Source organism: Pseudomonas alloputida (assembly GCF_021283545.2).
Taxonomy (GTDB): Bacteria; Pseudomonadota; Gammaproteobacteria; order Pseudomonadales; family Pseudomonadaceae; genus Aquipseudomonas; species Aquipseudomonas alloputida.
This window is the reverse complement of the sequence record NZ_CP128540.1, coordinates 1,690,140-1,715,617: the sequence shown is the minus strand read 5'-3', so window position 1 is coordinate 1,715,617 and position 25,478 is coordinate 1,690,140. Positions and strand designations below refer to the sequence as shown.

General features: G+C 60.8%; 20 protein-coding genes and 5 tRNA genes. 2 read left to right on the top strand and 23 right to left on the bottom strand.

Annotated elements, in window-relative coordinates; all coding sequences use genetic code 11:
* Window positions 1-101: 101 nt before the first annotated feature.
* From mgtE to acs, 22 genes are all read right to left on the bottom strand, one after another.
* Window positions 102-1,544 (bottom strand): magnesium transporter, encoded by a 1,443-nt coding sequence (mgtE, locus tag LU682_RS07945; RefSeq protein WP_003254500.1) that lies wholly within the window; start codon window positions 1,542-1,544, stop codon window positions 102-104.
* 396 nt (window positions 1,545-1,940) lie between these two features.
* Window positions 1,941-2,017: transfer RNA gene (locus LU682_RS07940), tRNA-Arg, on the bottom strand.
* A gap of 73 nt (window positions 2,018-2,090) precedes the next feature.
* Window positions 2,091-2,167, bottom strand: a tRNA-Arg gene (locus LU682_RS07935).
* Between the two features lie 74 nt (window positions 2,168-2,241).
* Window positions 2,242-2,318 (bottom strand) — tRNA-Arg (locus LU682_RS07930).
* Between the two features lie 71 nt (window positions 2,319-2,389).
* Window positions 2,390-2,466: transfer RNA gene (locus tag LU682_RS07925), tRNA-Arg, on the bottom strand.
* Between the two features lie 106 nt (window positions 2,467-2,572).
* Window positions 2,573-2,663 (bottom strand) — tRNA-Ser (locus LU682_RS07920).
* 72 nt (window positions 2,664-2,735) lie between these two features.
* Window positions 2,736-2,924, bottom strand: a complete 189-nt coding sequence (gene csrA / locus LU682_RS07915) for a carbon storage regulator CsrA (protein WP_003254503.1) — start codon at window positions 2,922-2,924, stop codon at window positions 2,736-2,738.
* 167 nt (window positions 2,925-3,091) lie between these two features.
* Complete coding sequence (locus tag LU682_RS07910; protein ID WP_003254504.1) at window positions 3,092-4,327, bottom strand: aspartate kinase; 1,236 nt, start codon at window positions 4,325-4,327, stop codon at window positions 3,092-3,094.
* Window positions 4,328-4,429: 102 nt separating this feature from the next.
* Window positions 4,430-7,054, bottom strand: coding sequence for an alanine--tRNA ligase (gene alaS / locus LU682_RS07905; protein WP_010955172.1), 2,625 nt, complete (start codon window positions 7,052-7,054; stop codon window positions 4,430-4,432).
* A gap of 384 nt (window positions 7,055-7,438) precedes the next feature.
* Window positions 7,439-8,446, bottom strand: a complete 1,008-nt coding sequence (astE, locus tag LU682_RS07900) for a succinylglutamate desuccinylase (protein WP_010955173.1) — start codon at window positions 8,444-8,446, stop codon at window positions 7,439-7,441.
* Window positions 8,447-8,456: 10 nt separating this feature from the next.
* Window positions 8,457-8,747 carry a topoisomerase II gene (locus tag LU682_RS07895; RefSeq protein WP_003254508.1) on the bottom strand — a complete coding sequence of 97 codons (291 nt, stop codon included), beginning with the start codon at window positions 8,745-8,747 and terminating at the stop codon, window positions 8,457-8,459.
* A 14-nt stretch (window positions 8,748-8,761) separates the two neighbouring features.
* Complete coding sequence (gene astB, locus LU682_RS07890) at window positions 8,762-10,111, bottom strand: N-succinylarginine dihydrolase (RefSeq protein ID WP_010955174.1); 1,350 nt, start codon at window positions 10,109-10,111, stop codon at window positions 8,762-8,764.
* A gap of 23 nt (window positions 10,112-10,134) precedes the next feature.
* Complete coding sequence (gene astD / locus LU682_RS07885) at window positions 10,135-11,598, bottom strand: succinylglutamate-semialdehyde dehydrogenase (RefSeq protein ID WP_010955175.1); 1,464 nt, start codon at window positions 11,596-11,598, stop codon at window positions 10,135-10,137.
* A complete protein-coding gene (gene astA, locus LU682_RS07880) occupies window positions 11,599-12,627 on the bottom strand; it encodes an arginine N-succinyltransferase (RefSeq protein WP_010955176.1) in 1,029 nt (342 codons plus the stop codon).
* Window positions 12,628-12,705: 78 nt separating this feature from the next.
* Entirely contained in the window at window positions 12,706-13,725 is a 1,020-nt protein-coding gene (gene aruF / locus LU682_RS07875) for an arginine/ornithine succinyltransferase subunit alpha (RefSeq protein WP_010955177.1), read from the bottom strand.
* A gap of 147 nt (window positions 13,726-13,872) precedes the next feature.
* The gene (locus LU682_RS07870) at window positions 13,873-15,093 is read right to left on the bottom strand and encodes an aspartate aminotransferase family protein (protein ID WP_010955178.1); all 1,221 of its coding nucleotides are present in this window, start codon (window positions 15,091-15,093) and stop codon (window positions 13,873-13,875) included.
* Between the two features lie 336 nt (window positions 15,094-15,429).
* Window positions 15,430-16,410: a transcriptional regulator ArgR gene (argR, locus tag LU682_RS07865; RefSeq protein ID WP_004576734.1), complete on the bottom strand. Its 981-nt coding sequence runs from the start codon at window positions 16,408-16,410 to the stop codon at window positions 15,430-15,432.
* Between the two features lie 98 nt (window positions 16,411-16,508).
* Complete coding sequence (locus LU682_RS07860; protein ID WP_010955179.1) at window positions 16,509-17,273, bottom strand: ABC transporter ATP-binding protein; 765 nt, start codon at window positions 17,271-17,273, stop codon at window positions 16,509-16,511.
* A gap of 22 nt (window positions 17,274-17,295) precedes the next feature.
* Entirely contained in the window at window positions 17,296-17,994 is a 699-nt protein-coding gene (locus LU682_RS07855) for an ABC transporter permease (protein WP_003254520.1), read from the bottom strand.
* Window positions 17,991-18,680 (bottom strand): ABC transporter permease, encoded by a 690-nt coding sequence (locus LU682_RS07850; protein WP_003254523.1) that lies wholly within the window; start codon window positions 18,678-18,680, stop codon window positions 17,991-17,993. The genes LU682_RS07855 and LU682_RS07850 overlap by 4 nt, the downstream gene beginning before the upstream one ends.
* Window positions 18,681-18,768: 88 nt before the next feature.
* A complete protein-coding gene (locus LU682_RS07845; RefSeq protein ID WP_003254524.1) occupies window positions 18,769-19,554 on the bottom strand; it encodes an ABC transporter substrate-binding protein in 786 nt (261 codons plus the stop codon).
* A gap of 535 nt (window positions 19,555-20,089) precedes the next feature.
* A complete protein-coding gene (gene acs, locus LU682_RS07840) occupies window positions 20,090-22,051 on the bottom strand; it encodes an acetate--CoA ligase (protein WP_003254525.1) in 1,962 nt (653 codons plus the stop codon).
* 397 nt (window positions 22,052-22,448) lie between these two features.
* On the opposite strand from acs, the gene LU682_RS07835 reads away from it, so the two are divergent.
* Window positions 22,449-22,703 carry a DUF2790 domain-containing protein gene (locus LU682_RS07835; protein WP_003254526.1) on the top strand — a complete coding sequence of 85 codons (255 nt, stop codon included), beginning with the start codon at window positions 22,449-22,451 and terminating at the stop codon, window positions 22,701-22,703.
* 152 nt (window positions 22,704-22,855) lie between these two features.
* On the opposite strand, the gene LU682_RS07830 is transcribed toward LU682_RS07835, so the two are convergent.
* The gene (locus LU682_RS07830) at window positions 22,856-24,415 is read right to left on the bottom strand and encodes a sigma-54-dependent phenylalanine hydroxylase transcriptional regulator PhhR (RefSeq protein ID WP_010955180.1); all 1,560 of its coding nucleotides are present in this window, start codon (window positions 24,413-24,415) and stop codon (window positions 22,856-22,858) included.
* A 257-nt stretch (window positions 24,416-24,672) separates the two neighbouring features.
* Here LU682_RS07830 and phhA point away from each other — a divergent pair, with 257 nt between their 5' ends.
* Complete coding sequence (phhA, locus tag LU682_RS07825; RefSeq protein ID WP_003254528.1) at window positions 24,673-25,461, top strand: phenylalanine 4-monooxygenase; 789 nt, start codon at window positions 24,673-24,675, stop codon at window positions 25,459-25,461.
* The last annotated feature ends 17 nt before the right edge of the window (window positions 25,462-25,478 follow it).

Here is a 25,478-nt window from a genome sequence, read left to right as displayed (position 1 = left end):
CAGCGAACACGAAAAAGCCAGCGTAAGCTGGCTTTTTTGTGGGCGTCTGACTGGCAGCAAGGCCATTTCCCTGCGGGATTGTTCCCACAGGGAGGATTGGCTTACAACAGGAACAGCGTGGCCAGCCCAAGGAAGATGAAGAAACCACCGCTGTCGGTCACAGCAGTGATCATCACACTCGCCCCCATCGCAGGGTCGCGCCCCAAGCGGGCCAAGGTCATCGGGATCAGCACGCCCATCAGCGCCGCCAATAACAAGTTCAAGGTCATCGCTGCGGTCATCACCACCCCCAGCGACCAGCTGCCATACAGCCAGAAAGCCACTGCACCAATGACTCCGCCCCAAACCAGGCCGTTGATCAGCGACACCGCCAACTCCTTGCGCATCAAGCGGCTGGTATTGCCTGGCGACACTTGGTCCAGGGCCATGGCGCGGACGATCATGGTGATGGTCTGGTTACCAGAGTTGCCACCAATACCCGCAACGATCGGCATCAACGCAGCCAACGCCACCAGCTTTTCAATCGAACCTTCGAACAACCCGATCACTCGCGAAGCAACAAAGGCGGTAATCAGGTTGATTGCCAGCCACGCCCAACGGTTGCGGAACGAACGCCAGACCGAGGCGAAAATATCTTCCTCTTCACGCAGACCCGCCATGTTGAGGACTTCGCTCTCGCTTTCCTCACGGATCAGGTCAACCATTTCGTCGATGGTCAGACGGCCGATCAGGCGTTCGCTCTTGTCCACCACCGGGGCGGATACCAGGTCATAACGTTCGAAAGCCTGCGCTGCATCGTAGGCATCTTCCTCGGGCTGGAAGGAGACAGGGTCGGTCGCCATGACCTCCGCCACCTTCTTCTCCGGGTCGTTGACCAGCAGGCGCTTGATCGGCAATACCCCCTTGAGGATGCCGTCGTAATCGACCACGAACAATTTGTCGGTGTGGTTCGGCAGTTCTTTCAGGCGGCGCAGGTAGCGCAGCACCACTTCCAGGCTGACGTCTTCGCGGATGGTGACCATCTCGAAGTCCATCAGCGCACCGACCTGCTCCTCGTCGTAGCTCAGCGCCGAACGCACCCGCTCGCGTTGCTGGGCATCGAGGGTTTCCATCAGCTCGTGAACAACGTCACGCGGCAGCTCTGGGGCGAGGTCGGCCAGTTCGTCGGCGTCCATCTCCTTGGCGGCAGCCAGCAGCTCGTGATCGTCCATGTCGGCGATCAGCGATTGGCGAACCGAATCGGAAACTTCCAGCAGGATGTCGCCATCGCGCTCCGAGCGCACCAGTTGCCAGACCGTCAGGCGATCTTCCAGGGGCAAGGCTTCGAGGATGTAGGCGATGTCGGCGGGGTGCAGGTCATCGAGCTTGCGCTGCAGCTCGACGAGGTTCTGGCGGTGGACCAGGTTTTCCACCAGGTCGTTGTGCGCGCCTTCCTGGCGATGGGTCAGGTCTTCGACCATGCGCTGACGCTGCAGCAGTTCGACCACCTGGGCCAGGCGATCCTGCAGGCTTTCTTGCGCTTTTTTAACTTCTACTTCGGTCATAGGCGAACTCCACTCCCAGCAGCGGAGCACGCCGAGGGAATCAATCGGTCAGATCTTTCTGTATGAATCGTGTTAGCGAGTAACTACTGGGTAAGTCCATGGTGGTTTTCCACAAGCCCCGGCGGGGCTGACGGGCGCAATCATACACTGCTAAAGCTGTCAGATCGCTTAAATTTTTGGCCAGAACAATCGTTTGCGCGATAAAGCTGGGACAACGCGTGAAGCTATCAGTGCGACGATTGTTGTGGATGGGAAAGCACATTTGATTTTTGAGGCCGCTCAGCGGCTCCAAACTACACCGCAATCATTACAGAAGAGCGTAGATCGACAGGCTCAAGAATTCATTGGCGCACAAACAAAAAGCCCGCTCTATTGAGCGGGCTTTTTGATGGGGTATGGCGGACTCAGCAGGATTCGAACCTGCGACCGCTCGGTTCGTAGCCGAGTACTCTATCCAGCTGAGCTATGAGTCCGTGATGGTAGTTTTAGACCAGGTTACCACTGGCTTACTGAAATGGCTTTTCAAGCAGAACCACTTCAAGAAAGTGGCGGACTCAGCAGGATTCGAACCTGCGACCGCTCGGTTCGTAGCCGAGTACTCTATCCAGCTGAGCTATGAGTCCGCGATTGGCAGTTTTAAACCAGATTACCGCTGGTTGACTGAAATGGCTTTGCAAGCAGAACCACTTCAAGAAAGTGGCGGACTCAGCAGGATTCGAACCTGCGACCGCTCGGTTCGTAGCCGAGTACTCTATCCAGCTGAGCTATGAGTCCGCAATTGGCAGTTTTAGACCAGATACCGCTGGTTGATTGAAGCAGCCTTGCAAACAAAGCCACTTCAAAAGTGGCGGACTCAGCAGGATTCGAACCTGCGACCGCTCGGTTCGTAGCCGAGTACTCTATCCAGCTGAGCTATGAGTCCGTGTCTTGCCGCGCATTATAGGTCGCTGAAACATTTTTGCAAGAAGCTTTTCGTTATAAAACAACTACTTAGCGTTCCTACCGTTTACAGCGCCCTACGCAAATAATGGCGGTGAAGGGGGGATTCGAACCCCCGATACCCTTATGAGGTATACTCCCTTAGCAGGGGAGCGCCTTCGGCCACTCGGCCACCTCACCGCAACACGAGGCGAATATTAAAGAACCTCTTTCACCTTTGCAACCCTTTTTTTGAAAAAAACTTCAAAAAAATTAAAGGCTTGGCTCTTCATCCTTCTCCTTCTTGATCCGCAGGTAGATTTCCTCGCGGTGAACTGCCACTTCTTTCGGGGCGCTCACGCCAATACGCACCTGGTTGCCTTTGACGCCAAGCACCGTCACGGTGATCTCGCCGTCTCCAATGATCAGGCTCTCGGCGCACCGACGAGTCAGAATCAACATAGCTTTCTCCTTACGCAAAACATTCAGGGGTAACAGTCTTGGATATCGGGCCCGGGTCGCGGACGACGACCATGGCCCCGGTTACTCGCCGCACAAGGCAGGACAGGACCTGCGCGGCGAGCAGAAACGCGAAGGGCGCGGCAAGCCGCGCCCTTCCAGGCAGCGCCTTACTCGCCCTGTCGGGCAGGAGCATCCAGATCGAACGCGGTATGCAGCGCGCGTACGGCCAGCTCCAGGTACTTCTCTTCGAGCACCACCGAAACCTTGATCTCGGAAGTGGAGATCATCTGGATGTTGATGCTCTCCTTGGCCAGGGCTTCGAACATGCAGCTGGCAACACCGGCGTGCGAACGCATGCCGACGCCGACGATCGAGACCTTGGCGATCTTGGTGTCGCCGATCACTTCACGGGCACCGATTTCGCGCGCGGTGTTTTCCAGCACGCTCTGCGCCTTCTCGTACTCATTGCGGTGCACGGTGAAGGTGAAGTCGGTGGTGTTATCGTGCGCAACGTTCTGCACGATCATGTCGACTTCGATGTTCGAAGCGCTGATCGGGCCGAGGATCTTGAAGGCCACGCCCGGGGTATCCGGCACGCCGCGAATGGTCAGCTTTGCTTCATCACGGTTGAAGGCGATACCGGAAATGATCGGCTGTTCCATGGATTCCTCTTCATCAATGGTAATGAGGGTACCCGGACCCTCCTTGAAGCTGTGCAGCACGCGCAGCGGAACGTTGTACTTGCCGGCGAACTCCACCGAACGGATCTGCAGCACCTTGGAACCAAGGCTGGCCATTTCCAGCATCTCTTCGAAGGTGATCTTCTCCAGGCGACGGGCCTGTGGCACGACGCGCGGGTCGGTGGTGTAGACGCCATCAACATCAGTGTAGATCTGGCACTCATCAGCCTTCAGCGCCGCCGCCAGGGCCACGCCGGTGGTATCAGAGCCACCACGACCCAGGGTAGTGATGCTGCCGTGCTCGTCGACGCCCTGGAAGCCTGCAACCACGACCACGCGGCCTTCCTTGAGGTCGGCACGAATCTTCTGGTCGTCGATTTGCAGAATGCGCGCCTTGTTGTGCGAGCTGTCGGTGAGAATACGCACCTGGTTGCCGGTGTAGGACACCGCTGGCACACCACGCTTGATCAAGGCCATGGTCAGCAGGGCAATGGTGACCTGCTCACCCGTCGACACGATCACGTCCAGTTCACGAGGAACCGGCTGATCGGTGATCTGCTTGGCCAGGTCGATCAGGCGATTGGTTTCACCGCTCATGGCCGACAGCACAACCACCAGGTCGTCGCCCGCTTCACGGTGTTTCTTGACCTTTTCGGCTACCTGCTCGATCCGCTCGATGGAACCGACAGAGGTGCCGCCAAATTTCTGTACGATCAACGCCATTTCAATGGTGCCTCAGCCCATACAGGGCCCCAAAAAACAATCCAACATGAAGGGGTGGACGGGAGTGGCCTGTGTGGCCACTAGACCCTCCACCCCCTCATCTCAAAGTCCCTGCTCTGCGAATGGCACGGCCAGCGCCAGGGCCTGGTCCAGGGCAGCGACGTCGACGCCACCACCCTGGGCCATGTCCGGACGGCCGCCGCCCTTGCCACCCACCGCCGCAGCGGCTTGTTTCATCAGATCGCCAGCCTTGAGTTGGCTGGAGAGGTCCTTGGTCACGCCGGCCACCAGCACAACCTTGCCCTCATGCTCGCTGCCCAGCAGGATCACTGCGTGGCCGAGCTTGTTCTTCAGCTGATCGACCAGGGCCAGCAGGGCCTTGCCATCCTGCCCATCCAGGCGGGCGGCGAGGACCTTGGCACCCTTGACCTCAACGGCCGCGTTGGAGAGATCGTCCCCGGCGGCGCTGGCGGCCTTGGCCTGCAGCTGTTCCAGCTGCTTCTCCAGCTGGCGGTTGCGCTCAAGCACAGCCGACAGCTTGTCGATCAGGTTGTCGCGGTTACCCTTGACCAGTTGTGCGGCTTCCTTGACCTGCTCTTCGGCAGCGTTCAGGTAAGCCAGCGCAGCGGCACCGGTTACGGCTTCGATACGGCGCACGCCAGAGGCTACGCCGCCTTCGCTGATGATCTTGAACAGGCTGATGTCACCGGTGCGCTTGGCGTGGATACCGCCGCACAATTCCACCGAAAAATCACCGCCCATGCTCAGCACACGCACGGTGTCGCCGTATTTCTCGCCGAACAGCGCCATTGCGCCTTTGGCCTTGGCAGTTTCGATGTCGGTCAGTTCGGTTTCAACCGGGGTATTCTTGCGAATCTCGCGGTTGACGATGTCTTCCAGCTGCTTGATCTGCTCCGGCTTCACCGCTTCGAAGTGGCTGAAGTCGAAACGCAGGCGCTGGCTGTCGACCAGCGAGCCCTTCTGCTGTACATGCTCGCCCAGTACCTGGCGCAATGCTTCGTGCAGCAGGTGGGTAGCGGAGTGATTCAACGAGGTGGCGTGCTGTACGTCGGCATCGACCTTGGCCTCGACGGGCGAACCGATCACCAGCGCACCGCTGGTCACCACGCCGTGGTGCAGGAAGGCACCGCCGGTCTTGGTGGTGTCGCGCACGTCAAAGCGTGCAGCGCCAGCCTGCAAGAAGCCGGTATCACCCACCTGACCACCGGACTCGGCGTAGAACGGCGTGCGGTCGAGCACCACAACGCCCTCCTCGCCTTCACCCAGCTGGTCAACGGATTGGCCGTCCTTGTACAGGGCGATGATCTTGCCCTGGCCCTCGGTGGCGTCGTAACCGAGGAACTCGGTGGCGCTGTCGACCTTGACCAGGCTGTTGTAATCCATGCCGAAGGCGCTGGCGGAGCGGGCGCGCTCACGCTGGGCGTCCATTTCACGCTCGAAGCCGGCTTCGTCGATGGTCAGCTCACGCTCACGAGCGATGTCGGCAGTCAGGTCCATCGGGAAGCCATAGGTGTCGTACAGCTTGAACACCACGTCGCCCGGTACCACGTCGCCTTTCAGCTGGGCCAGGTCTTGCTCGAGGATGCGCAGGCCCTGCTCCAGGGTCTTGGCGAACTGCTCTTCTTCGGCCTTGAGCACGCGCTCGATGTGCGCTTGCTGGCTCTTCAGCTCCGGGAAGGCTTCGCCCATTTCAGCGGCCAGTGCGGCAACGATCTGGTAGAAGAAGCTGCCCTTGGCGCCCAGCTTGTTGCCGTGACGGCAAGCGCGGCGAATGATGCGGCGCAGCACGTAGCCACGGCCTTCGTTGGACGGCAGCACGCCGTCGGCAATCAGGAAGCCGCACGAACGGATGTGGTCGGCGACCACTTTCAGCGAAGCCTGGCCGTCATTGCTGCAACCGATGGCCTTGGCTGCGGCAGCCAGCAGGTTCTGGAACAGGTCGATCTCGTAGTTCGAATGCACGTGCTGCAGCACGGCGCTGACACGCTCCAGGCCCATGCCGGTGTCCACCGACGGCGCTGGCAGCGGGTGCAACACACCGTCGGCAGTGCGGTTGAACTGCATGAAGACGTTGTTCCAGATCTCGATGTAGCGGTCACCGTCTTCTTCTGGCGAGCCGGGTGGACCACCCCAGATATCCGGGCCGTGATCGTAGAAAATCTCGGTGCACGGGCCGCACGGGCCGGTATCGCCCATGGTCCAGAAGTTGTCGGAGGCGTACGGGGCGCCCTTGTTATCGCCGATGCGCACCATGCGCTCGGCCGGCACGCCGACTTCCTTGGTCCAGATGTCGTAGGCTTCGTCGTCGGTGGCGTAGACGGTGACCCAGAGCTTTTCCTTGGGCAGGTTCAGCCACTGCTCAGACGTCAGGAAGGTCCAGGCAAAGGTAATGGCGTCGCGCTTGAAATAGTCGCCGAAGCTGAAGTTGCCCAGCATTTCGAAGAAGGTGTGGTGACGCGCGGTGTAACCGACGTTTTCCAGGTCGTTGTGCTTGCCACCGGCACGCACGCACTTCTGGCTGCTGACAGCACGCGTGTAGGCGCGCTTCTCCGCACCGAGGAAGCAGTCCTTGAACTGGTTCATGCCTGCGTTGGTGAACAGCAGGGTCGGGTCGTTGTTCGGGATCAGCGAACTGGAGGCGACTCGGGTATGTCCCTGCTCTTCGAAGAAGCGAAGGAAGGCTTCACGGATTTCTGCGCTTTTCATAGGTTCTTCCACGGAAACGGCGGCCCTGTTGGGCAAACGCGTCGACGAAACGACGGCAAAGGGCCGCATTATATCGGTCCTGCAGTCTCGATGCAGTGTGTTTATACGATAGAAGCCATCGTTTGGACGGTTTTTCGGGCTATGCAAACGAAAACGACATGACCGGATGCTAAATCCTGTGTTTCGCCACTGGCAAGCCAATTACCGCTCAAGGGAGGGGAAAATGGAACAGGCGGTGAATTAAAGGGTTTTCATCAAGGATAGGATCCGAAACTGTGTCGCCTGTTTCGCGGGTAAACCCGCTCCTACGGGCACGGCACCACATTGAGACCTTGCACATATCTCGTAGGAGCGGGGTCACCCACGAAACAGGCGACACCGCTCTCACCCCAGGCGCTGCCCCGAATCCGGCACGATCAGAATGCCGGCGCGCAAGCCGTTCTTGACCTTGGGGTTGGGGAAGATGATGCGCGCACCCTCCTCCTCGACCACCCAGCGCATCTCGGCCAGGTCTTCAGCCAGCAGGTAACCCTTGCTCAGCTCGGAGAAGTTTTCGATGTCCGCCGGCAGGTGCAGGTGGAAGCTGTCGCTGTGCTTGATGATTTCGCGGGAAACACTGAACAGCTGCAGGCCATCCAGCGAACTTTCGTCCTCTGGCTCGGTAGCCTCGATGATGCGGATCAGCCGCTCTTCGAGCTTGTCGAGGTTGACCTGCTCGTTCTGGCCGAACGGACGGGCCTTGCCCAACTCCAGGGTGAAAGCTTCAGCCTCAAGTTGCTCGTAGGTGAAAGCGCTGAAGGTGATGGACGACTTGCTTTGCAGCAACACCGCCTCCATACCTGCCGCCGCCAGGCGCGCCAGTTCGCGACGGGAGTGCTTGCGCCCCTCTTTATAAGGGTACAAGGCGAATTGCTCGATCTTCGAACCGCGGATGGCAGTATGCAAGTCGTAATGCAGGCGGTTGCGCCCCGGTTTGCTGAAGAACACCCGGGCGAACTGTTCCAGCTCGGCAGCACGCAATGCTTCGAAACCGCTGGACAGCTCATGGCGGCCATTGAACAGGCGGTTGATGTCCTGTTCGATAAAGCGCTCGCCCTTGCGGATCGCCGCCGGGTTGCCGAACAGGAACAGCACCCGCGCCCTGGGCCTGATCTTGCCGTTGGCCACGCCGTGCAGCAGCCGCTCGAGCAATTCGATCGGCGCTGTTTCATTGCCATGAATGCCGGCGGACAACAGCAAGTCCAGCCCGCAATCGTCGCTTTCGGCCGGGCGCACTTCGAGCGCGCCCTCCCCCAGCCATCGCAAACGCGCGCCCTTGGGTGTCACTTGGGTCTTCTCGGCCGGTTCGTGATCGGTGAGGGTCAGCTCAAGCAATTTGCCAAGGGCGAGCATAGGTGCTTCCTTAGTGGTGGTGACCGCAGTCAGGGCCATGAACGTGATCGTCGTCTTCGCCAAGTTCTGCCGGTTCCATTTCCAGCTGCAGGCTGACCAGATTGGTGGCCATCGGGCGCAGCAGCAAGTTGGCATACTCGGTGTCGTCTTCCTCGACATCCACGCCGATCAGCAACTGGCCACGGCCATCCTGCTGAATCCACACTTCCTTGCCTTGCCAGACCACAGCAAAGCGGGTGCAGGAGGTTTCCAGCTGGGTGCCGTCTTCATCTTCGAGGATCAGGCGCAAGGCGTCGGTCATTACAGAGTCTCTCTTCAAGGTTGGCGTTGGAACGGATACACCGAGCCCAACTTCAGGATCTGGGTCAATTCGTCCAGTGCCGTACGGCATTCCACCAGCAGTTGCGGGTCAGCCAGGTCTGCTTCGCCAAGGCGATCGCGGTAGTGCCTGTCGACCCACTGCAGCAGCGTGTCATACAGCGTGGCCGTCATGATAACGCCTTGGTTGACCGCCGCCAGCTCCGCTTCCTTCAAAGCCACGCGCAAACGCAGGCAGGCCGGGCCGCCGCCGTTCTGCATGCTTTGCTTGAGGTCGAACACCTTGACCTCCTTCACCGGGCCTCCCTGGCTGGTCAGCTGGCCCAGATAGGCCCAGACCCGCTCGTTGTTGCGGCACTCTTCCGGCACGACCAACAGCATCGAACCATCTTCGCGGCTGAGCAGCTGGCTGTTGAACAGGTAGGAACGCACCGCGTCCTCCACCGCCACCGCTGCCCTGGGCACGCAGATGGCCTGGAAGTTGCCACCCTTGCTGGCCAGTTTAGCTCGCAGCTGCCCAAGTACCGCGTCGGTCTCGAGAAACGCGTCCTCGTGGTAGAACAGCACCTCGCCGTTACCTACCGAAATCACATCATTGTGGAACACACCCTGGTCGATCACCGCCGGGTTCTGTTGAGCGTAGACCACACCGTCATCGCTCAGGCCGTGCAGCCGGGCCACAGCTTGCGAGGCCTCCAGGGTTTGTCGGGCCGGGTACTTCTGTGGCGCCGGGTAACGGCTGTCAAAGGCACTGCGGCCGTAGACAAAGAACTCCACGCCAGCCTCGCCATAGGCGCGGCAGAAGCGCGTGTGGTTGGCCGCGCCCTCGTCACCGAACTGTGCCACGGCAGGCAGCGCGGCGTGGTGGGCAAAGTATTTCTCGTCATTGAACATGGCGCCCAGCACGCGGCTGGTGGTCGGGTGCTCGATGCTGCGGTGATATTTGCAGTTGAGGTTGGCGGCGGTGAAGTGCACGCGACCGTCAGCAGTGTCGGCACTCGGGCTGACTGTTGCGGCGTTGGCCACCCACATGCTCGAGGCCGAGCAACTGGCCACCAGCAACGGCATGGCCTCGCGGGCGGCGCGCTGGATAACTTCGGCATCGCTGCCACTGAACCCCAGGCGGCGCAGCGCCGCCACGTCCGGGCGCTCTTGTGGCGCCAGAACACCCTGCTTGAAGCCCATGTCGGCCAGCGCTTTCATCTTCGCCAGGCCCTGGCGCGCGGCCTCACGCGGGTTGGACGCCTGCTGGCTATTGCTCTGCGAAGCCACGTTACCGTAAGACAGGCCGCCATAGTTGTGGGTAGGCCCCACCAGGCCATCAAAATTCACTTCATAGGATTTCATCGGCTAGGCTCCGTGACCTGTTGTTATAGGGTGACGCCCGGCGTCAGGGTCGCCGGCAAGGCAAGGCTGGCGGTCTCCAGCGAAGCCACGGGGTAAGCGCAGTAGTCGGCTGCGTAATAGGCACTGGCGCGATGGTTGCCACTGGCTCCCACGCCACCGAACGGCGCGCTGCTGGCAGCCCCTGTCAGCTGTTTGTTCCAGTTGACGATGCCTGCGCGACTGCGCAGCCAGAAGTACTGGTAGCGGGCTCGCGAATCAGACAATAAGCCGGCGGCCAGGCCATACTGGGTGTTATTGGCTTCATCGATGGCGGCATCGAAGTCGGCGTAGCGGATCACCTGCAACAGCGGGCCGAAAAACTCTTCGTCCGGGCGGTCAGCCACGGCAGTGACATCGACAATGCCCGGGGTCAGCAGTGCAGCATCGGCCTGCGGCTGAGTCATTTCCAGCAGTTTCACGCCACCTTTGGCGGCCAGTTCAACCTGGGCGGCTAGCAGCGCCCGAGCCGCCTGCAGCGAAATCACCGAGCCCATGAAAGGCGCCGGCTGTTCATCGAACGCCCCCACCGTGATGGTTTTGCACACCTCGACCAGGCGCGCGATCAGTGCATCGCCCCAGGCGCCTTGCGGCACCAGCAGGCGCCGCGCGCAAGTGCAGCGTTGGCCGGCGGAAATGAACGCCGACTGGATAATGGTATACACCGCCGCGTCGAGGTCCTTGACCTCGTCCACCACGAGCGGGTTGTTACCCCCCATTTCCAGGGCCAGAATCTTGTCTGGGCGGCCTGCGAACTGTTGATGCAACAGGTTGCCGGTGCGGCTGGAGCCGGTGAAGAACAGGCCATCGATACCTGGGTTGGCGGCCAGCGCCACACCGGTTTCGCGTGCGCCCTGCACCAGGTTCAGCACACCCGCCGGCAGGCCGGCAGCAATCCAGCAGTTGACGGTAAGCTCAGCGACCTTGGGGGTCAGCTCGCTGGGCTTGAACACCACGCAGTTGCCTGCCAGCAGCGCCGGCACGATATGGCCATTGGGCAGGTGCCCGGGGAAGTTGTAAGGGCCGAACACCGCCACGACGCCGTGAGGCTTGTGCCGCAGAACAGCCGTGGCATCGGCCAGAGGACCACTCTTTTCGCCGGTGCGCTCGCGGTAGCTCTGTACCGAAATCGCCACCTTGTTGATCATGCTGGTGACTTCAGTCGCAGATTCCCACAGCGGCTTCCCGGTTTCCTCGCCAATGCACTGGGCCATGGCCTCGGCATGCACTTTCAGCTGCGCGGCAAACTTCTCCAGCACATCGATACGTGCCTCCAGGCTCAATTGCGCCCAGGCCGGAAAGGCCTGCCGCGCGGCCTGCACGGCGGCGTCGACCTGGCTGGCGTCAGCGCCCTGCCCTTGCCAGATCACGGCCTGGGTCACCGGGTTGAGCGACTGCAGGGTTTCGCCCTGGCCGGCCTGCCAATTGCCTGCGATGTAATGCGTGGTCATTTAATGGGCCTCCCGGCTGGCCGACAGCGGCACCGCGCGGACATTGTCGCCAACGCCCATGCGCAGGCGTTTGGCGGTCAACGGGTCGACCACCAGGGTGCCGGCGGCCAACCGTGCAGGTGCGGCAGTGATGCGACAGTCGTCGCGCTTGCGGTTGTGGATGATGAAAGGGGTCGCGTCATCGCCTGGCGTACCTACCGCCAGCACCAGGGTCTGGCTCTCGCGTACGGCGCGGATCTTGGCAGTGTCACACTCGATGGCCGGGCCGGCATCGAAGATGTCGACGTAGCCCTGGTAGTTGAAGCCTTCCTGCTTGAGCATGGCCAGCGCCGGCTCGGTGTCTTTGTGCACACGGCCGATCACACTGCGCGCCGCTTCGGACAGGAAGCAGGTGTACAGCGGGAACTTGGGCATCAGTTCGGCGATGAACGACTTGTTGCCCACGCCGGTGAGGTAGTCGGCCTGGCTGAACTCCATCTTGAAGAAATGCCGGCCCAGGCTTTCCCAGAACGGCGAACGGCCCTGCTCGTCAGACATGCCGCGCATTTCGGCAATGATCTTCTTGCCGAACAGCTCGGGGAACTCGGCAATGAACAGCATGCGCGCGCGCGACAGCAGGCGGCCATTGAGGCCCGAGCGGTAGTCGCTGCGCAGGAACAGCGAGCACAGCTCTGAGTTGCCGGTCAGGTCGTTGGCCAGGAACAGCGTCGGGATTTCGCGGTAGATCTTCAGCTCCTGCGAGGCGCTGACAGTCAGGCCGACCCGGTAGTTGTACCAGGGCTCACGCAGGCCGACGGCGCCGGCGATGGCACTGATGCCCACCACCAGGCCTTCGTCGTTTTCCAGCACGAACAGGTAATCGGTGTCGCCACGCTCGGCTTCGCCACGAAAGCTTTTTTCCGCCCAACCAACGCGATGCCCCAGGCGCTCTTCGTTGGCCGGCAGCGTGGTCAGCCCGGTGGTGCCGGTGCTGCGTGCCAATTCGATCAACGCAGGCAAATCGCTGCTGCGTACAGGACGAACGATCATGCTATCTCCTTGTGCGACGGCATCGGCCGGCGCGAAACTCTGCTAACGCATCAAGCCCGAAACGTCTGTTGCCAGACCTCAAACCGCGACCAGGCGCACGCTGGCGCCCTCACCCACGCCCAGCGCGTCGGCTGCTGCCACGCTCAGGCTGACCGGCTTGCCAGGCACCCAGTCCAGGTCCAGCAACACCGCGCGGTAGTCCTGCAACAGGCCGTTGCACACCAGGTACGGGCGCCCGCCTTTGACCGGGGCCTCTTCGATCTTCACCGGCACCACCCGGCTCTGGGCGATCGAGCGGATGCCAGAGGTGCGCGCATGCAGGGTCGGGCCGCCGTCGAAGATGTCGATGTAGTGCTCGGTCTCGAAGCCTTCGCGCATGAGTATGTCGAAGGTGATCTGCGCCCGCGGATGTACCTGGCCCATGGCTTCCTGCGCCAGGTCTGGCAACAACGGCACGTAGATCGGGTAATGCGGCATCAGCTCGGCGAGAAAGGTACGGCTCTTCAGGCCGCACAGGCGCTCGGCGTCGGCATAGTTGAGGTCGAAGAAGTTGCGGCCGATGGCATCCCAGAACGGCGATTCACCCTGCTCGTCGCTGAAGCCGACGATCTCGGTCACCACCGAATCGGCAAAGCGCTCCGGGTGCGCAGCCATGAACAGCAGCCGGCCGCGCGAGTTGAGCTCGGCCCAGCCACTGTTCACCAGCTCCGGCGCCACATAGAAACTGGTCAGCAGGCTGTTGCCGGTCAGATCGTGACACAGCGACAGCACATGGATCTTGTTGTGTATCTTCAGCTCGCGTGAGGCGTGCACGAATGTTTCGTTACGAAAACTGTAGAACGGCTCGGAGTAGCCGGCCGAAGCGACAATGGCCGAGCAGCCGGCCAACTTGCCTGTTTCACTGTCTTCGAGCACGAAAAAGTAACTCTCTTCACCGTTGAAGCTGACCTCGGCGGCGAAGGATGTCTCAGAGGCGGCAATCTTGTCGCCCAGACGAGCAGTGTCGTCCGGCAGCGAGGTGACACCAATGGGGCTGTCTGCAGCCATGCGCTGCACGTCGTTCAGATCAGCCATTTGCGCGGGGCGCATCACCAGCATGGTGTCACTCCTTTGGAATACGGGCCATTCACGTCGGCACGGAAAAACGGCAGGCACCCAGGCACCTGCACTGGAATCGGGTATCGCCGACCCGGATCAGCCTCGGGCTGAGGCTGCGCCAGGGCCGGCGAAAGGACCGCTGGCGGATCAGCCTTTGGTCAGTGTGGCCACAGCGCGTTCGAAGCGGTCCAGGCCTTCGTCGATGTCGGCGTCTTCAACCACCAGGCTTGGCGCGAAGCGGACCACGTCCGGGCCGGCCTGCAGCACCATCACGCCTTCTTTCTCGGCAGCATTGAGCACGTCCTTGGCCTTGCCTTTCCAGGCCTCGGTCAAGACACAGCCCAGCAGCAAGCCGACACCACGCACCTGGCTGAACAGGTTGTACTGCTGGCCGATCTGTTCCAGGCGGGTTTTGAAGCGCTCGTGCTTAGCCTTGATACCGGCCAGGGTTTCCGGGGTGTTGACCACGTCCAGCACCGCGCAGGCAACGGCGCAACCCAGCGGGTTGCCGCCATAGGTGGTGCCGTGGGTGCCAACGGCCAGGTGCTTGGCCAGCTCGGTGGTGGTCAGCATGGCGCCAATCGGGAAACCGCCGCCCAGGCTCTTGGCACTGGTCAGAATGTCCGGGATCACGCCGTAGTGCTGGTAGGCATACAGCGAGCCGGTACGGCCCACGCCCGTCTGCACTTCGTCGAAGATCAGCAGAGCGTTGTGCTCGTCACACAGCTTGCGCGCGCCTTCCAGGTAGGCCTTGTCGGCCGGCACCACGCCGCTCTCGCCCTGGATCGGCTCGATCACCACGGCACAGGTCTTGTCGGAAATCTGTGCCTTCAACGCTTCCAGGTCGTTGTACGGCACATGGCTGATACCGGTGATCTTCGGGCCAAAGCCATCGGAGTACTTCGGCTGGCCACCCACGCTGACGGTAAACAGGGTGCGACCGTGGAAGCTGTTCACGGTGGCGATGATTTCGTGCTTTTGCGGACCGAAGCGGTCATGCGCCACACGACGGGCCAGCTTGAAAGCGGCCTCGTTGGACTCGGCGCCGGAGTTGCAGAAAAACGCGCGGTCGGCAAAGGTGGCGTCCACCAGCTTGTGGGCCAGGCGCAGGGCCGGCTCGTTGGTGAACACGTTGGAGACGTGCCAGAGGGTGTTGGCCTGTTCAGTCAGGGCCTTGACCAGTGCCGGGTGGCAATGGCCCAGGGCATTGACCGCGATGCCGCCGGCAAAGTCGATCAGCTCGCGACCCGACTGGTCCCAGACACGGGAACCCTCGCCTCGCACAGGAATGAAGGCCGCCGGAGAATAGTTGGGGACCATCACCTGGTCGAAATCGGCACGTTGCACCGGGGCTTGCTCAACGGACATCTGAGTCTCCTGAAGAGGAACGCTGGCCTGGAAGTGGCGAGCGATGGGGGGATTGTAAGGACTGATCCGCGCCTGTCCTTGCGGCCAAGCGACAACTTGTTACAGCGCAAAACCCAGTTTTGACAAGGCTTTCGGCAATGCGACAAACACTGTCGCAATCGCGCAGTGTACGGGAGAGAGGGGGCTGGGTGAACGGGTGCTCACACAGGATTGTGAGGGGGCAGGATGTACGGCGATGTTGATGTGTTGACGGGGAGATCGAGCGCCGCGTGGGCGGCGCTCGATTTGCGCCCCAACACCAACCCCAAGGCATACACCCCGAACCCACCCGAAATCTCAGCCCTTTTCAGCCGGCGCCGAGCTCAATTCAAACGGGCTGCTGCTGCGACGCTGATTGCGGTCTTCCCGCGGCGTTGCACCAAAGAAATTACGGTAGGCACTGGAAAAATGCGGCCCCGAGGAGAAGCCACAGGACAGCCCGATCTGGATGATCGACTTGCTGGTCTGCATCAGCATCTGCCGCGCCTTGTTCAACCGCAACTCCAGGTAGTACTGGCTGGGCACGCGGTTCAGGTACTGCTTGAAGATACGCTCCAACTGCCGACGCGACACACACACATGCTGGGCGATTTCGTCGGTGGTCAGCGGCTCTTCGATGTTGGCTTCCATCAGCAACACGGCCTGAGTCAGCTTGGGGTGACTCGAGCCCAGGCGGTTCTGCAGCGGAATACGCTGGCGCTCGCCACCCTCGCGGATGCGCTCTACCACCAGCTCTTCCGACACTGCCCCGGCCAGCTCCGCCCCGTGATCGCGCGCCAGCACCGCCAGCAGCAGGTCGGTCACGGCCATACCGCCGCAGGCGGTCAGTCGGTCGCGATCCCAGTCGAACAGGTGGCTGGTGGCAATCACCTTGGGGAAGCGTTCGGCAAAGTCATCCTGCCAGCGCCAGTGCACGGCTGCCCGGTACCCATCGAGCAGGCCCAGCATTGCCAGCGGATACACCCCGGCCGACAGGCCACCGATCAGGCAACCACTGCGCGCCAGTTGCTTGAGCGCCGCTGAAAAGGCAGCCCCCATCGCCGCAGGCGGCTCGTCGGCCAGCAGAAAGAGCTTGTGGCAGCCCTCCAGGCGGCCGGTCCACGGCTCGCCCGGCAGCCGCCAGGCGCCTTCCTGCGCAGGCTCGGCCTGCAGGAAGACCAACTCGTAGACCACATCCGGATGCACACGCTGCGCCACCAGCAACACTTCCTCGGCCAACGCCAGGGTCAAAGGCCTGGTGCTGGGCCAGATGAGAAAACCGATTCGCTGGGTGGTCATAGGGTACGGTCCGAAACCTGAGGTCGTTCGAGTCTGTGCGCCGGGTCAGGCTGCGCTCGCCGCGCAGCATGCCCTATTCTGGTGCAAAAATGCAGCTTTTACTTCAGGCTGCCGGAGAGGAACTGCTGCAGGCGCTCCGACTGCGGGTTGGCCAGCACTTCACGTGGGCAGCCGGTTTCTTCCACCAGGCCTTTGTGCAGGAACACCAACTGGTTGGACACCTCGCGGGCAAAGCCCATTTCGTGGGTCACCACTACCATGGTCCGACCTTCCTGGGCCAGCGCCTGCATCACCTTCAGCACATCACCCACCAGCTCAGGGTCAAGTGCCGAGGTCGGCTCGTCGAACAGCATGACCTCCGGTTCCATGGCCAGCGCCCGGGCAATTGCCACACGCTGTTGCTCACCCCCCGACATATGCCCGGGGAAGGCATCCTTGCGATGGGCAACACCCACCTTGGCCAGGTAGTGCTCGGCCTTTTCCAGGGCTTCCTTCTTGTTCACGCCCAGCACGTGCACGGGCGCTTCGATGATGTTCTCAAGCGCAGTCATGTGCGACCACAGGTTGAAGTGCTGGAACACCATCGACAGGCGCGAACGCATGCGTTGCAATTGACGCGGGTCGGCGGCCTTCAACGCACCATCCTTGCCGGGGACCAGCTTCAGTTCTTCGTTGTTGAGCAGGATCTTGCCAGCGTGCGGCTGCTCCAGCAGGTTGATGCAGCGCAGGAAGGTCGACTTGCCCGAACCGCTGGAGCCGATGATGCTGATGACGTCGCCGGCCTTGGCCGCCAGCGACACGCCCTTGAGCACTTCGTGGCTGCCGTAGCGCTTGTGCAGGTCTTGGACTTCGAGTTTGTACATGCTGTCGATTCTCACAAAGCGGTCAGTGCTTGCGCGGCGCCAGGTAGCCGAGCCAGCGGCGTTCGGCCATCTTGAACAGGCGCACCAGGATGAAGGTCAGGCACAGGTAGAACACGCCCGCCGTGATATAGGCCTCGAAAGGCAGGTAGTACTGGGCATTGACCGTGCGCGCAGCACCGGTGATGTCGATCAGGGTGACGATCGACGCCAGGCTGGTGGTCTGCAGCATCATGATCACTTCATTGCTGTACTGCGGCAGTGCCCGACGCAGTGCCGAAGGCAGCAGGATGCGGCGGTACATTTTCATGCGCGACATTCCCATGGCCTTGGCAGCTTCGATCTCGCCATGCGGCGTCGCCTTGAGGCTGCCGGCAATGATTTCGGCGGTGTAGGCACTGGTATTGATGCCGAACGCCAGGCAGGCGCAGAAGGTAGCGCTGGACAGCAGCGGCCAGAAGATACTCTCGCGCACTGCCTCGAACTGGGCCAGGCCGTAGTAGATCAGGAACAGCTGCACCAGCATCGGCGTGCCACGGATGACGTAGGTGTACAGCCATGCAGCAAGGTTGACCACCGGCTGCCTGGATACCCGCATCAGGCCCAGCGGAATGGCTGCCAACAGGCCGAAGAAAAGCGAAATCGCCAGCAGTTTCAGGGTGGTCAGCAGGCCGCCGAAGTACATCGGCAGCGCTTCCCACACGACGTTGTAGTCGAAGATCATAGTTCAGCCACCTTGACGCCCACCGAGTAGCGGCGCTCCAGATACTTCAGGGCCAACAGCGAAACACTGGTCAGCACCAGGTACAGCGCCGCCACTGCCAGGAAGAAGGTGAAGGGTTCGCGGGTGGCGTCAGCCGCCTGCTTGGCCTTGAACATCATGTCCTGCAGACCGACGACCGAAATCAGCGCAGTAGCCTTGGTCAGCACCAGCCAGTTGTTGGTGAAGCCCGGAATGGCCAGGCGAATCATTTGCGGCACCTGGATACGGAAGAACACCTGGCGAGGGCTCATGCCATACGCCACGCCCGCCTCGGCCTGGCCCTTGGGAATGCCCAGGAAGGCCCCGCGGAAGGTTTCCGAGAGGTAGGCGCCAAAGATGAAGCCCAGGGTACCGATACCCGCAATCAGCGGATTCAGATCGATATAGTCTTCATAGCCGAGCAGCGGCGCCACCCGGTTGATGATGTCTTGCCCGCCGTAGAAGATCAGCAGGATCAGGACCAGGTCCGGAATACCACGGATCACCGTGGAATACAGATCGCCCAGCCAGGCCAACCAGCGCACTGGCGACAAACGCAGCGCCACACCGATCAGGCCGAGCACGATGGCCAGGGCCATCGACGACAGGGCGAGCTGTAGCGTCAGCCACGCCCCGTCGAGGATGACTGCCCCGTAGCCTTTCAACATGATGAGGTCCTCGACCTAGAGAATGAAAAATGGTGCAAACCTCAGAGCCTCTGCTGTTTGCACCATTGCACAGGTGAAACCCGACGTCTTACTTCGAGTCTGGACCGTAGATGTCGAAATTGAAGTACTTGCTTTCGATTTCTTTGTACTTGCCGTTGGCACGAATGGCGTCGATCGCCGCGTTGATGCGGTCGACATTGGCCTTGTCACCCTTGCGTACGGCAATACCGATACCGTCACCGAAGTACTTGGCGTCGGTGAAGGCCGGGCCTACGAACGCGAAGCCCTTGCCGGCGTCAGTCTTGAGGAAGCCATCTTCCAGCAGGGTGGCGTCAGCCACAGTGCCGTCGAGGCGGCCAGCTGCAACGTCCAGGTAGATTTCGTTCTGGGTGCCGTAAGGCACCACGGTGGCACCCTTGGCGCCCAGCACTTCCTTGGCGAAGCGGTCGTGAATGGAGCCGCGCTGCACGCCGATCTTCTTGCCTTTCAGTTCGTCCAGGCTGTCGCTGACGGTGGTGCCGTCCTTCATGACCAGGCGCGCCGGAGTCAGGTAGTAGCGCTTGGTGAAGTCGACCGACTTCTTGCGGTCATCGGTGATCGACATGGACGACAGGATGGCGTCGATCTTGCGCACTTTCAGCGCCGGGATCAGGCCGTCGAACTCCTGCTCGACCCAGGTACACTTGGTTTTCATCTCTTCGCACAGCGCGTTGCCGATATCGTAGTCAAAGCCGGCAATGCTGCCGTCAGGTTGCTTGAAGGCGAAGGGTGGGTAGGCAGCTTCGATGCCGATTTTCAGCGGTTTTTCAGCAGCCTGCGACACCAGGGAAAACACAGACAGCGCCAGGGCGCCAAGCAGTGCGAGCTTCTTCATCAGGTAACTCCATCGGTACGGGGCAATACAAGGCAGGTAACAGCTGCCCGATATGCGAATGAGTACAACGCGAGCCGCGCAGGGTTCGACCAAGGCCGCATACCACGAGCGAGTGAGTGGCATTTTAACGACAGCCCGGTAGTCGATATTTCTTCAAAGCGACAACTACTTATAGAAGCGCCTGAAACCGCCGCGGGCGATGTTGACAGCCAGTGCAGAATATGCAATGGCGCAAGAAATAGAACCTATAGACCTAGCAATTCCTGGGCCTATTATTGGCAAAGCCTTGTACGACGGCAAGTGCAGCGTGCCTTGATGCACAAAATGCTGACTCCGATGCACCGAAACGGGCCGGAATTGTTTCCTGGCGCCCCGAACCTGTGCGGGGCCGGTGACAGAACAGTAACCGATGATTGTCGGGTAACAATGCAAAAGCGGGCTTGCCCGCGAATGCGTGAGGTCAGGGGACAGCTTAGCCTGAACTGACGCATTCGCGGGCAAGCCCGCTCCTGCAGGGGGTATTGCCGGGAAGGGTTTACGCCGAAGCCAGGTTCATCGCCTTGTGGGTATCGATCAGGTGCTGTACCACACCCGGGTCAGCCAAGGTCGAGATATCGCCCAGGGCGTCGTACTCACCGGTGGCGATCTTGCGCAGGATGCGGCGCATGATCTTGCCCGAGCGGGTCTTCGGCAGCCCCGGCGCCCACTGGATCACATCCGGCGAAGCAATCGGGCCGATCTCCTTGCGCACCCAGTTCTTCAGCTCCAGGCGCAATTGCTCGCTGGCCTCGATGCCGGCATTGAGGGTGACATACACATAAATGCCCTGCCCTTTGATGTCATGCGGCACGCCAACCACTGCAGCCTCGGCAACCTTCGAGTGCGCGACCATGGCGCTTTCGATTTCGGCAGTGCCCATGCGGTGGCCGGACACGTTGAGCACGTCATCCACACGGCCGGTGATCCAGTAGTAACCGTCCTCGTCGCGGCGCGCACCGTCGCCAGTGAAGTACATGCCACGGAAGGTCTTGAAGTAGGTGTCGACGAAGCGGTCATGGTCGCCGTACAGCGAACGCGACTGACCCGGCCAGGAGTCGAGGATTACCAGGTTGCCTTCGGCAGCACCGTCGATCAGGTTGCCCAGGTTATCGACCAGGGCAGGCACCACACCGAAGAACGGGCGGGTTGCCGAACCCGGCTTGAGGCCGGTGGCACCAGGCAGCGGGCTGATCAGAATGCCGCCGGTCTCGGTCTGCCACCAGGTGTCGACGATCGGGCAACGCTCCTTGCCGACGGTCTTGTAGTACCAGTTCCAGGCCTCAGGGTTGATCGGCTCACCCACCGACCCCAGCAGACGCAGGCTGGAACCGTCGGCGCCTTCAACAGCTGCCTGCCCTTCGGCCATCATGGCGCGAATGGCAGTTGGCGCTGTGTAGAGGATGTTGACCTTGTGCTTGTCGACGATCTTCGATACGCGGGTAATGTCCGGGTAGTTGGGCACGCCTTCGAACAGCAAGGTGGTGGCGCCGTTGGCCAGCGGGCCGTAGACGATATAGCTGTGGCCTGTGACCCAACCGACGTCGGCGGTGCACCAGTACACCTCGCCCGGACGGTAATCGAACACCCGTTCATGGGTCAGCGCGGCGTAAACCAGGTAACCGCCTGTGGTGTGCAGCACGCCCTTCGGCTTGCCGGTGGAGCCGGAGGTATAAAGGATGAACAGCGCCTCTTCAGCACCCATTTCTTTGGGGGCGCAGTGGCTGGAGGCCACTTTCATCAGGTCTTCGTACCAGATGTCGCGGTGCTGGTGCCAGGCAATGTCGCCACCGGTGCGCTTGCACACGATGATTTTCTGCACGCTGCTGGTTTCAGGGTTGGTCAGCGCCAGGTCGACGTTGGCCTTGAGCGGGGTACGGCGGCCACCACGCACGCCTTCGTCGGCAGTGATCACCACCTTGGATTTGCAGTCGATGATACGGCCAGCCAGCGCCTCGGGCGAGAAGCCACCGAACACCACCGAGTGAATCGCACCAATGCGTGCACAGGCCAGCATGGCGACCACCGCTTCGGGGATCATCGGCATATAGATGGTGACCACGTCACCGCGGTGCACATCCTGGCCACGCAGGGCGTTGGCGAACTTGCAGACCTGCTCGTGCAACTCGCGGTAAGTGATGTTGCGGTGCTCGGAAGGGTCGTCACCTTCCCAGATGATGGCCAACTGGTCACCGCGCTCTTCAAGGTGGCGGTCCAGGCAGTTGGAGGAAACGTTCAGAGTGCCGTCGGCGAACCATTTGATATCGACATGGTGGTCGTCGAAGGAGGTCTGCTTGACCTTGGTGAACGGCTTGATCCAGTCGATACGCTGGGCCTGCTCGCGCCAGAAGCCGTCCGGGTTGATCACCGATTGCTGGTACATGGCCTTGTAGGTGGCCTCGTCGGTCAGGGTAGTGGCCGCAACCTCGGGACGAACGGGATACAGTGGAGCCGCACTCATCTGTGTTACCTCGGTGTAATAGTTGTTTTTGTATGGAACCGTTTGTAACTGTACCAGAGCGACAAAAGCCATTCGACGTTGGTAGTAATTTGGTACACCCGTTCCGGCAAAACGCTCTGGCGCGGGCATTACAGCCTTGCCGACGAAAAAACGAGGGGTTTGCCACAGGATTGTTACAGATTCTGTCAAAACACTTTATCAAAACACCCACTGTTTCGGCCTTGGCCAGCGCCATAAAATTCACCTCGCCAGCAACGGCAAGGCGATTAACAACTGGTAACAGCCCCCACGAAGGCAAGCGTTAATCTCCATCTAATCCCGATAGTTAAAACTAGCAATACTCGCGGCGCCATAAGCGCCGCGTGCCCCCTCACGACCTTAGACAGGTAAATAGAAAATGAAAGCTTTACTGGTATTGGTACTTGGCAGTCTTTGCGGCGCGGCAATGGCCGGCGAAGCCAAAGATGCCGAGCAGATTCCGGTTGAACAGTACAGTTACTCGCAGCACCTGGACATTGCCCGCGTTATTTCCATGAGCGAAGTGCCCAATGTGTGCGAAGTCGTGCCGGCCCGCATGACCTACGAGGACTCCCAGGGCCAGAAGCACATTCTCGAATACCGCGTGATGGGGAACGGCTGCTCCAACGGCTGATACCTTGGAATCGGGGGCCCTGCGGGCCCCTATCGCGACACAAGGCCGCTCCCACAGATAATGCGCTCAGCCAGAGCACAGCGTATTACCTGTGGGAGCGGCCTTGTGTCGCGAAAGGACTGCAACGCAGTCCCAGGTTCTTTGACCAACAACTAATCCGCCGACTTGTTAAGCGAGTAATCCCTCAACTTGTTGGCAATTGTCGTGTGCGAAACACCCAGTCTTTTGCCCAAGGCCCGACTACTGGGAAACTCCCCCATCAAACTTTCCAGCACCGCCTTTTCAAAGCGCCCGACTATCTGCGAAAGATCCCCTTCCAGCGAAAACTCGCCCAACGGTTGCCGCACGCCATAATCCGGCAAACGAATATGCTCGCTTTTAACCACGCCGCCGTCACATAACGAAACCGCCTGGAACAAAACGTTTTCCAACTGCCTTACATTACCTGGCCAGTGATACTGCCCAAGTTTGTCCATTGCCGCCGGTGCCAGGCGCGGCATGGCGCAGCCAATCTGCCGACTGGCCTGATCGAGAAAATGCTGCACCAACCCCTCCAGACCATCCATGCATTCGCGCAAAGGCGGAATGTGCAGCGACAGTACATTGAGCCGGTGATACAGGTCCTGGCGAAACTCGCCACGGGCACACAACTCGGACAAATCGACCTGGGTTGCACAAATCACCCGCACATCCAGGTAGACCTCTTCATCGCTACCTACCCGACGGAAGCAGCCGTCCTGCAGAAAGCGCAGCAGCTTTACCTGCAAGCGCGGGCTCATCTCCCCTACCCCGTCAAGGAACAGCGTGCCGCCTGCAGTCAACTCCAGCAGCCCCAGCTTGCCTTCGGCCCGTGCCCCTTCGAATGCCCCGGGGCCGTAACCGAACAGCTCAGTCTCGGCCATCGACTCGGGCAGCCCGGCGCAGTTGAGCGCCATCAGCGGCGACTGCCCACGCGGGCTGGCCAGGTGGCAGGCACGCGCCAGCAACTCCTTGCCGGTTCCGGTTTCGCCCTCGATCAGCAACGGTGCATCCAGCGGCGCCATGCGCCGCGCTTCACGCACCACGGCAGCCATCACCCGCGAGCTCTGGAAGATGCTGTCGAAGCCACGCAGCTCTTGCTTGCGCACATTGTAGATACGCTCGCCGATCCGGTCGGCACGGTGCAGGGTAAGCACCGCGCCGGCCAGCGCCTCGCTGTCATCGTGTTCGGACTGCAGCGGTGCGATATCGGCCAGAAACACATCACCTTTGACTTTGATGCGCAAGCCGTTGATGCGCGACTTGTTGGCCCGCACCAGCTCCGGAAGATCGAAGTCTTCTACGTAGCGCGCCAGCGGCATGCCCGGCACCTCATCAACCCGCACGCCAAGCAACTGCGCGGCTGCACGGTTGGCCGCAACGATGCTGCCGCCCATGTCGATCGACAGCACCGGGAAGTCCAGCGCCCCCAGCAACGCATTCAGCTCCATGTGCCGGCGTTCGCTGGGCATCAGGCCCACACGCTTAACGCCGAATACCCCGGCAATGGCCTCGAACTTCGGCCGCAGGGCCTGAAATTGCAGGTTGATCAGGTTCGGGCAGTGCAGGTAGATGGCGTTGCCATGATCACCGCCCACCTCGCCGCGCAGTACGTTGATGCCGTACTCCACCAGCAGGTTGAGGATGTCGCGCAGGATGCCAATGCGGTTCTGGCAATGGACTTTGATACGCATGAGGGCTCTCGAAGCGCTGATGTTTTTCAACACAGCGCGGAAAAGTCGTAAAGATAAGCTGACAAAAACTGTGTTTCCGCCAGCCAGATGCCTCGAATTTTCCGACACTTGCCGAGTTTTGTAAAATTATCGTTACGAAAACCGACGTCGGCACACTCCGCGGCCGATCCGCGCCCCCGTGCAAAACCTCTGGCGAAGGGATATTCCTTTAGGCATGTCCTGCACATAACAAGAAAAGCCCTCACCAGGAGAGCCTCATGAAACAGACGCAATACGTGGCACGCGAGCCCGATGCGCATGGTTTTATCGATTACCCGCAGCAAGAGCATGCGGTGTGGAACACCCTGATCACCCGCCAGCTGAAAGTGATCGAAGGCCGTGCGTGCCAGGAATACCTGGACGGCATCGACCAGCTGAAATTGCCGCATGACCGCATTCCGCAACTGGGCGAGATCAACAAGGTGCTGGGTGCCACCACCGGCTGGCAGGTTGCCCGGGTTCCGGCGCTGATCCCCTTCCAGACCTTCTTCGAATTGCTGGCCAGCAAGCGCTTTCCGGTCGCCACCTTCATCCGCACCCCGGAAGAGCTGGACTACCTGCAAGAGCCGGATATCTTCCACGAGATCTTCGGCCACTGCCCGCTGCTGACCAATCCCTGGTTCGCCGAATTCACCCACACCTACGGCAAGCTCGGCCTGGCCGCGACCAAGGAACAACGTGTGTACCTGGCACGCTTGTACTGGATGACCATCGAGTTTGGCCTGATGGAAACCGCGCAAGGCCGCAAAATCTATGGTGGTGGCATCCTCTCGTCGCCGAAAGAGACCGTCTACAGTCTGTCTGACGAGCCTGAGCACCAGGCCTTCGACCCGATCGAGGCCATGCGTACACCCTACCGCATCGACATTCTGCAACCGGTGTATTTCGTACTGCCGAACATGAAGCGCCTGTTCGACCTGGCCCACGAGGACATCATGGGCATGGTCCATAAAGCCATGCAGCTGGGTCTGCATGCACCGAAGTTTCCACCCAAGGTCGCTGCCTGAGCGACCTTGCCGATAAC

Bases quoted from the DNA above. Each gene is read 5' to 3' on its own strand.
- alaS (WP_010955172.1), bottom strand. From the start codon at position 7,054: ATGAAAAGCGCAGAAATCCGTGAAGCCTTCCTTCGCTTCTTCGAAGAG.
- LU682_RS07845 (WP_003254524.1), bottom strand. From the start codon at position 19,554: ATGAAGAAGCTCGCACTGCTTGGCGCCCTGGCGCTGTCTGTGTTTTCC.
- mgtE (WP_003254500.1), bottom strand. From the start codon at position 1,544: ATGACCGAAGTAGAAGTTAAAAAAGCGCAAGAAAGCCTGCAGGATCGC.
- aruF (WP_010955177.1), bottom strand. From the start codon at position 13,725: ATGCTGGTGATGCGCCCCGCGCAAATGGCTGATCTGAACGACGTGCAG.
- astA (WP_010955176.1), bottom strand. From the start codon at position 12,627: ATGATCGTTCGTCCTGTACGCAGCAGCGATTTGCCTGCGTTGATCGAA.
- argR (WP_004576734.1), bottom strand. From the start codon at position 16,410: ATGACCACCCAGCGAATCGGTTTTCTCATCTGGCCCAGCACCAGGCCT.
- acs (WP_003254525.1), bottom strand. From the start codon at position 22,051: ATGAGTGCGGCTCCACTGTATCCCGTTCGTCCCGAGGTTGCGGCCACT.
- astE (WP_010955173.1), bottom strand. From the start codon at position 8,446: ATGCTCGCCCTTGGCAAATTGCTTGAGCTGACCCTCACCGATCACGAA.
- LU682_RS07850 (WP_003254523.1), bottom strand. From the start codon at position 18,680: ATGTTGAAAGGCTACGGGGCAGTCATCCTCGACGGGGCGTGGCTGACG.
- astB (WP_010955174.1), bottom strand. From the start codon at position 10,111: ATGAAATCCTATGAAGTGAATTTTGATGGCCTGGTGGGGCCTACCCAC.
- LU682_RS07830 (WP_010955180.1), bottom strand. From the start codon at position 24,415: ATGCGTATCAAAGTCCATTGCCAGAACCGCATTGGCATCCTGCGCGAC.
- LU682_RS07910 (WP_003254504.1), bottom strand. From the start codon at position 4,327: ATGGCGTTGATCGTACAGAAATTTGGCGGCACCTCTGTCGGTTCCATC.
- LU682_RS07855 (WP_003254520.1), bottom strand. From the start codon at position 17,994: ATGATCTTCGACTACAACGTCGTGTGGGAAGCGCTGCCGATGTACTTC.
- LU682_RS07895 (WP_003254508.1), bottom strand. From the start codon at position 8,747: ATGACCGACGCCTTGCGCCTGATCCTCGAAGATGAAGACGGCACCCAG.
- LU682_RS07870 (WP_010955178.1), bottom strand. From the start codon at position 15,093: ATGTCCGTTGAGCAAGCCCCGGTGCAACGTGCCGATTTCGACCAGGTG.
- csrA (WP_003254503.1), bottom strand. From the start codon at position 2,924: ATGTTGATTCTGACTCGTCGGTGCGCCGAGAGCCTGATCATTGGAGAC.
- LU682_RS07835 (WP_003254526.1), top strand. From the start codon at position 22,449: ATGAAAGCTTTACTGGTATTGGTACTTGGCAGTCTTTGCGGCGCGGCA.
- phhA (WP_003254528.1), top strand. From the start codon at position 24,673: ATGAAACAGACGCAATACGTGGCACGCGAGCCCGATGCGCATGGTTTT.
- LU682_RS07860 (WP_010955179.1), bottom strand. From the start codon at position 17,273: ATGTACAAACTCGAAGTCCAAGACCTGCACAAGCGCTACGGCAGCCAC.
- astD (WP_010955175.1), bottom strand. From the start codon at position 11,598: ATGACCACGCATTACATCGCAGGCAATTGGCAGGCCGGCCAGGGCGAA.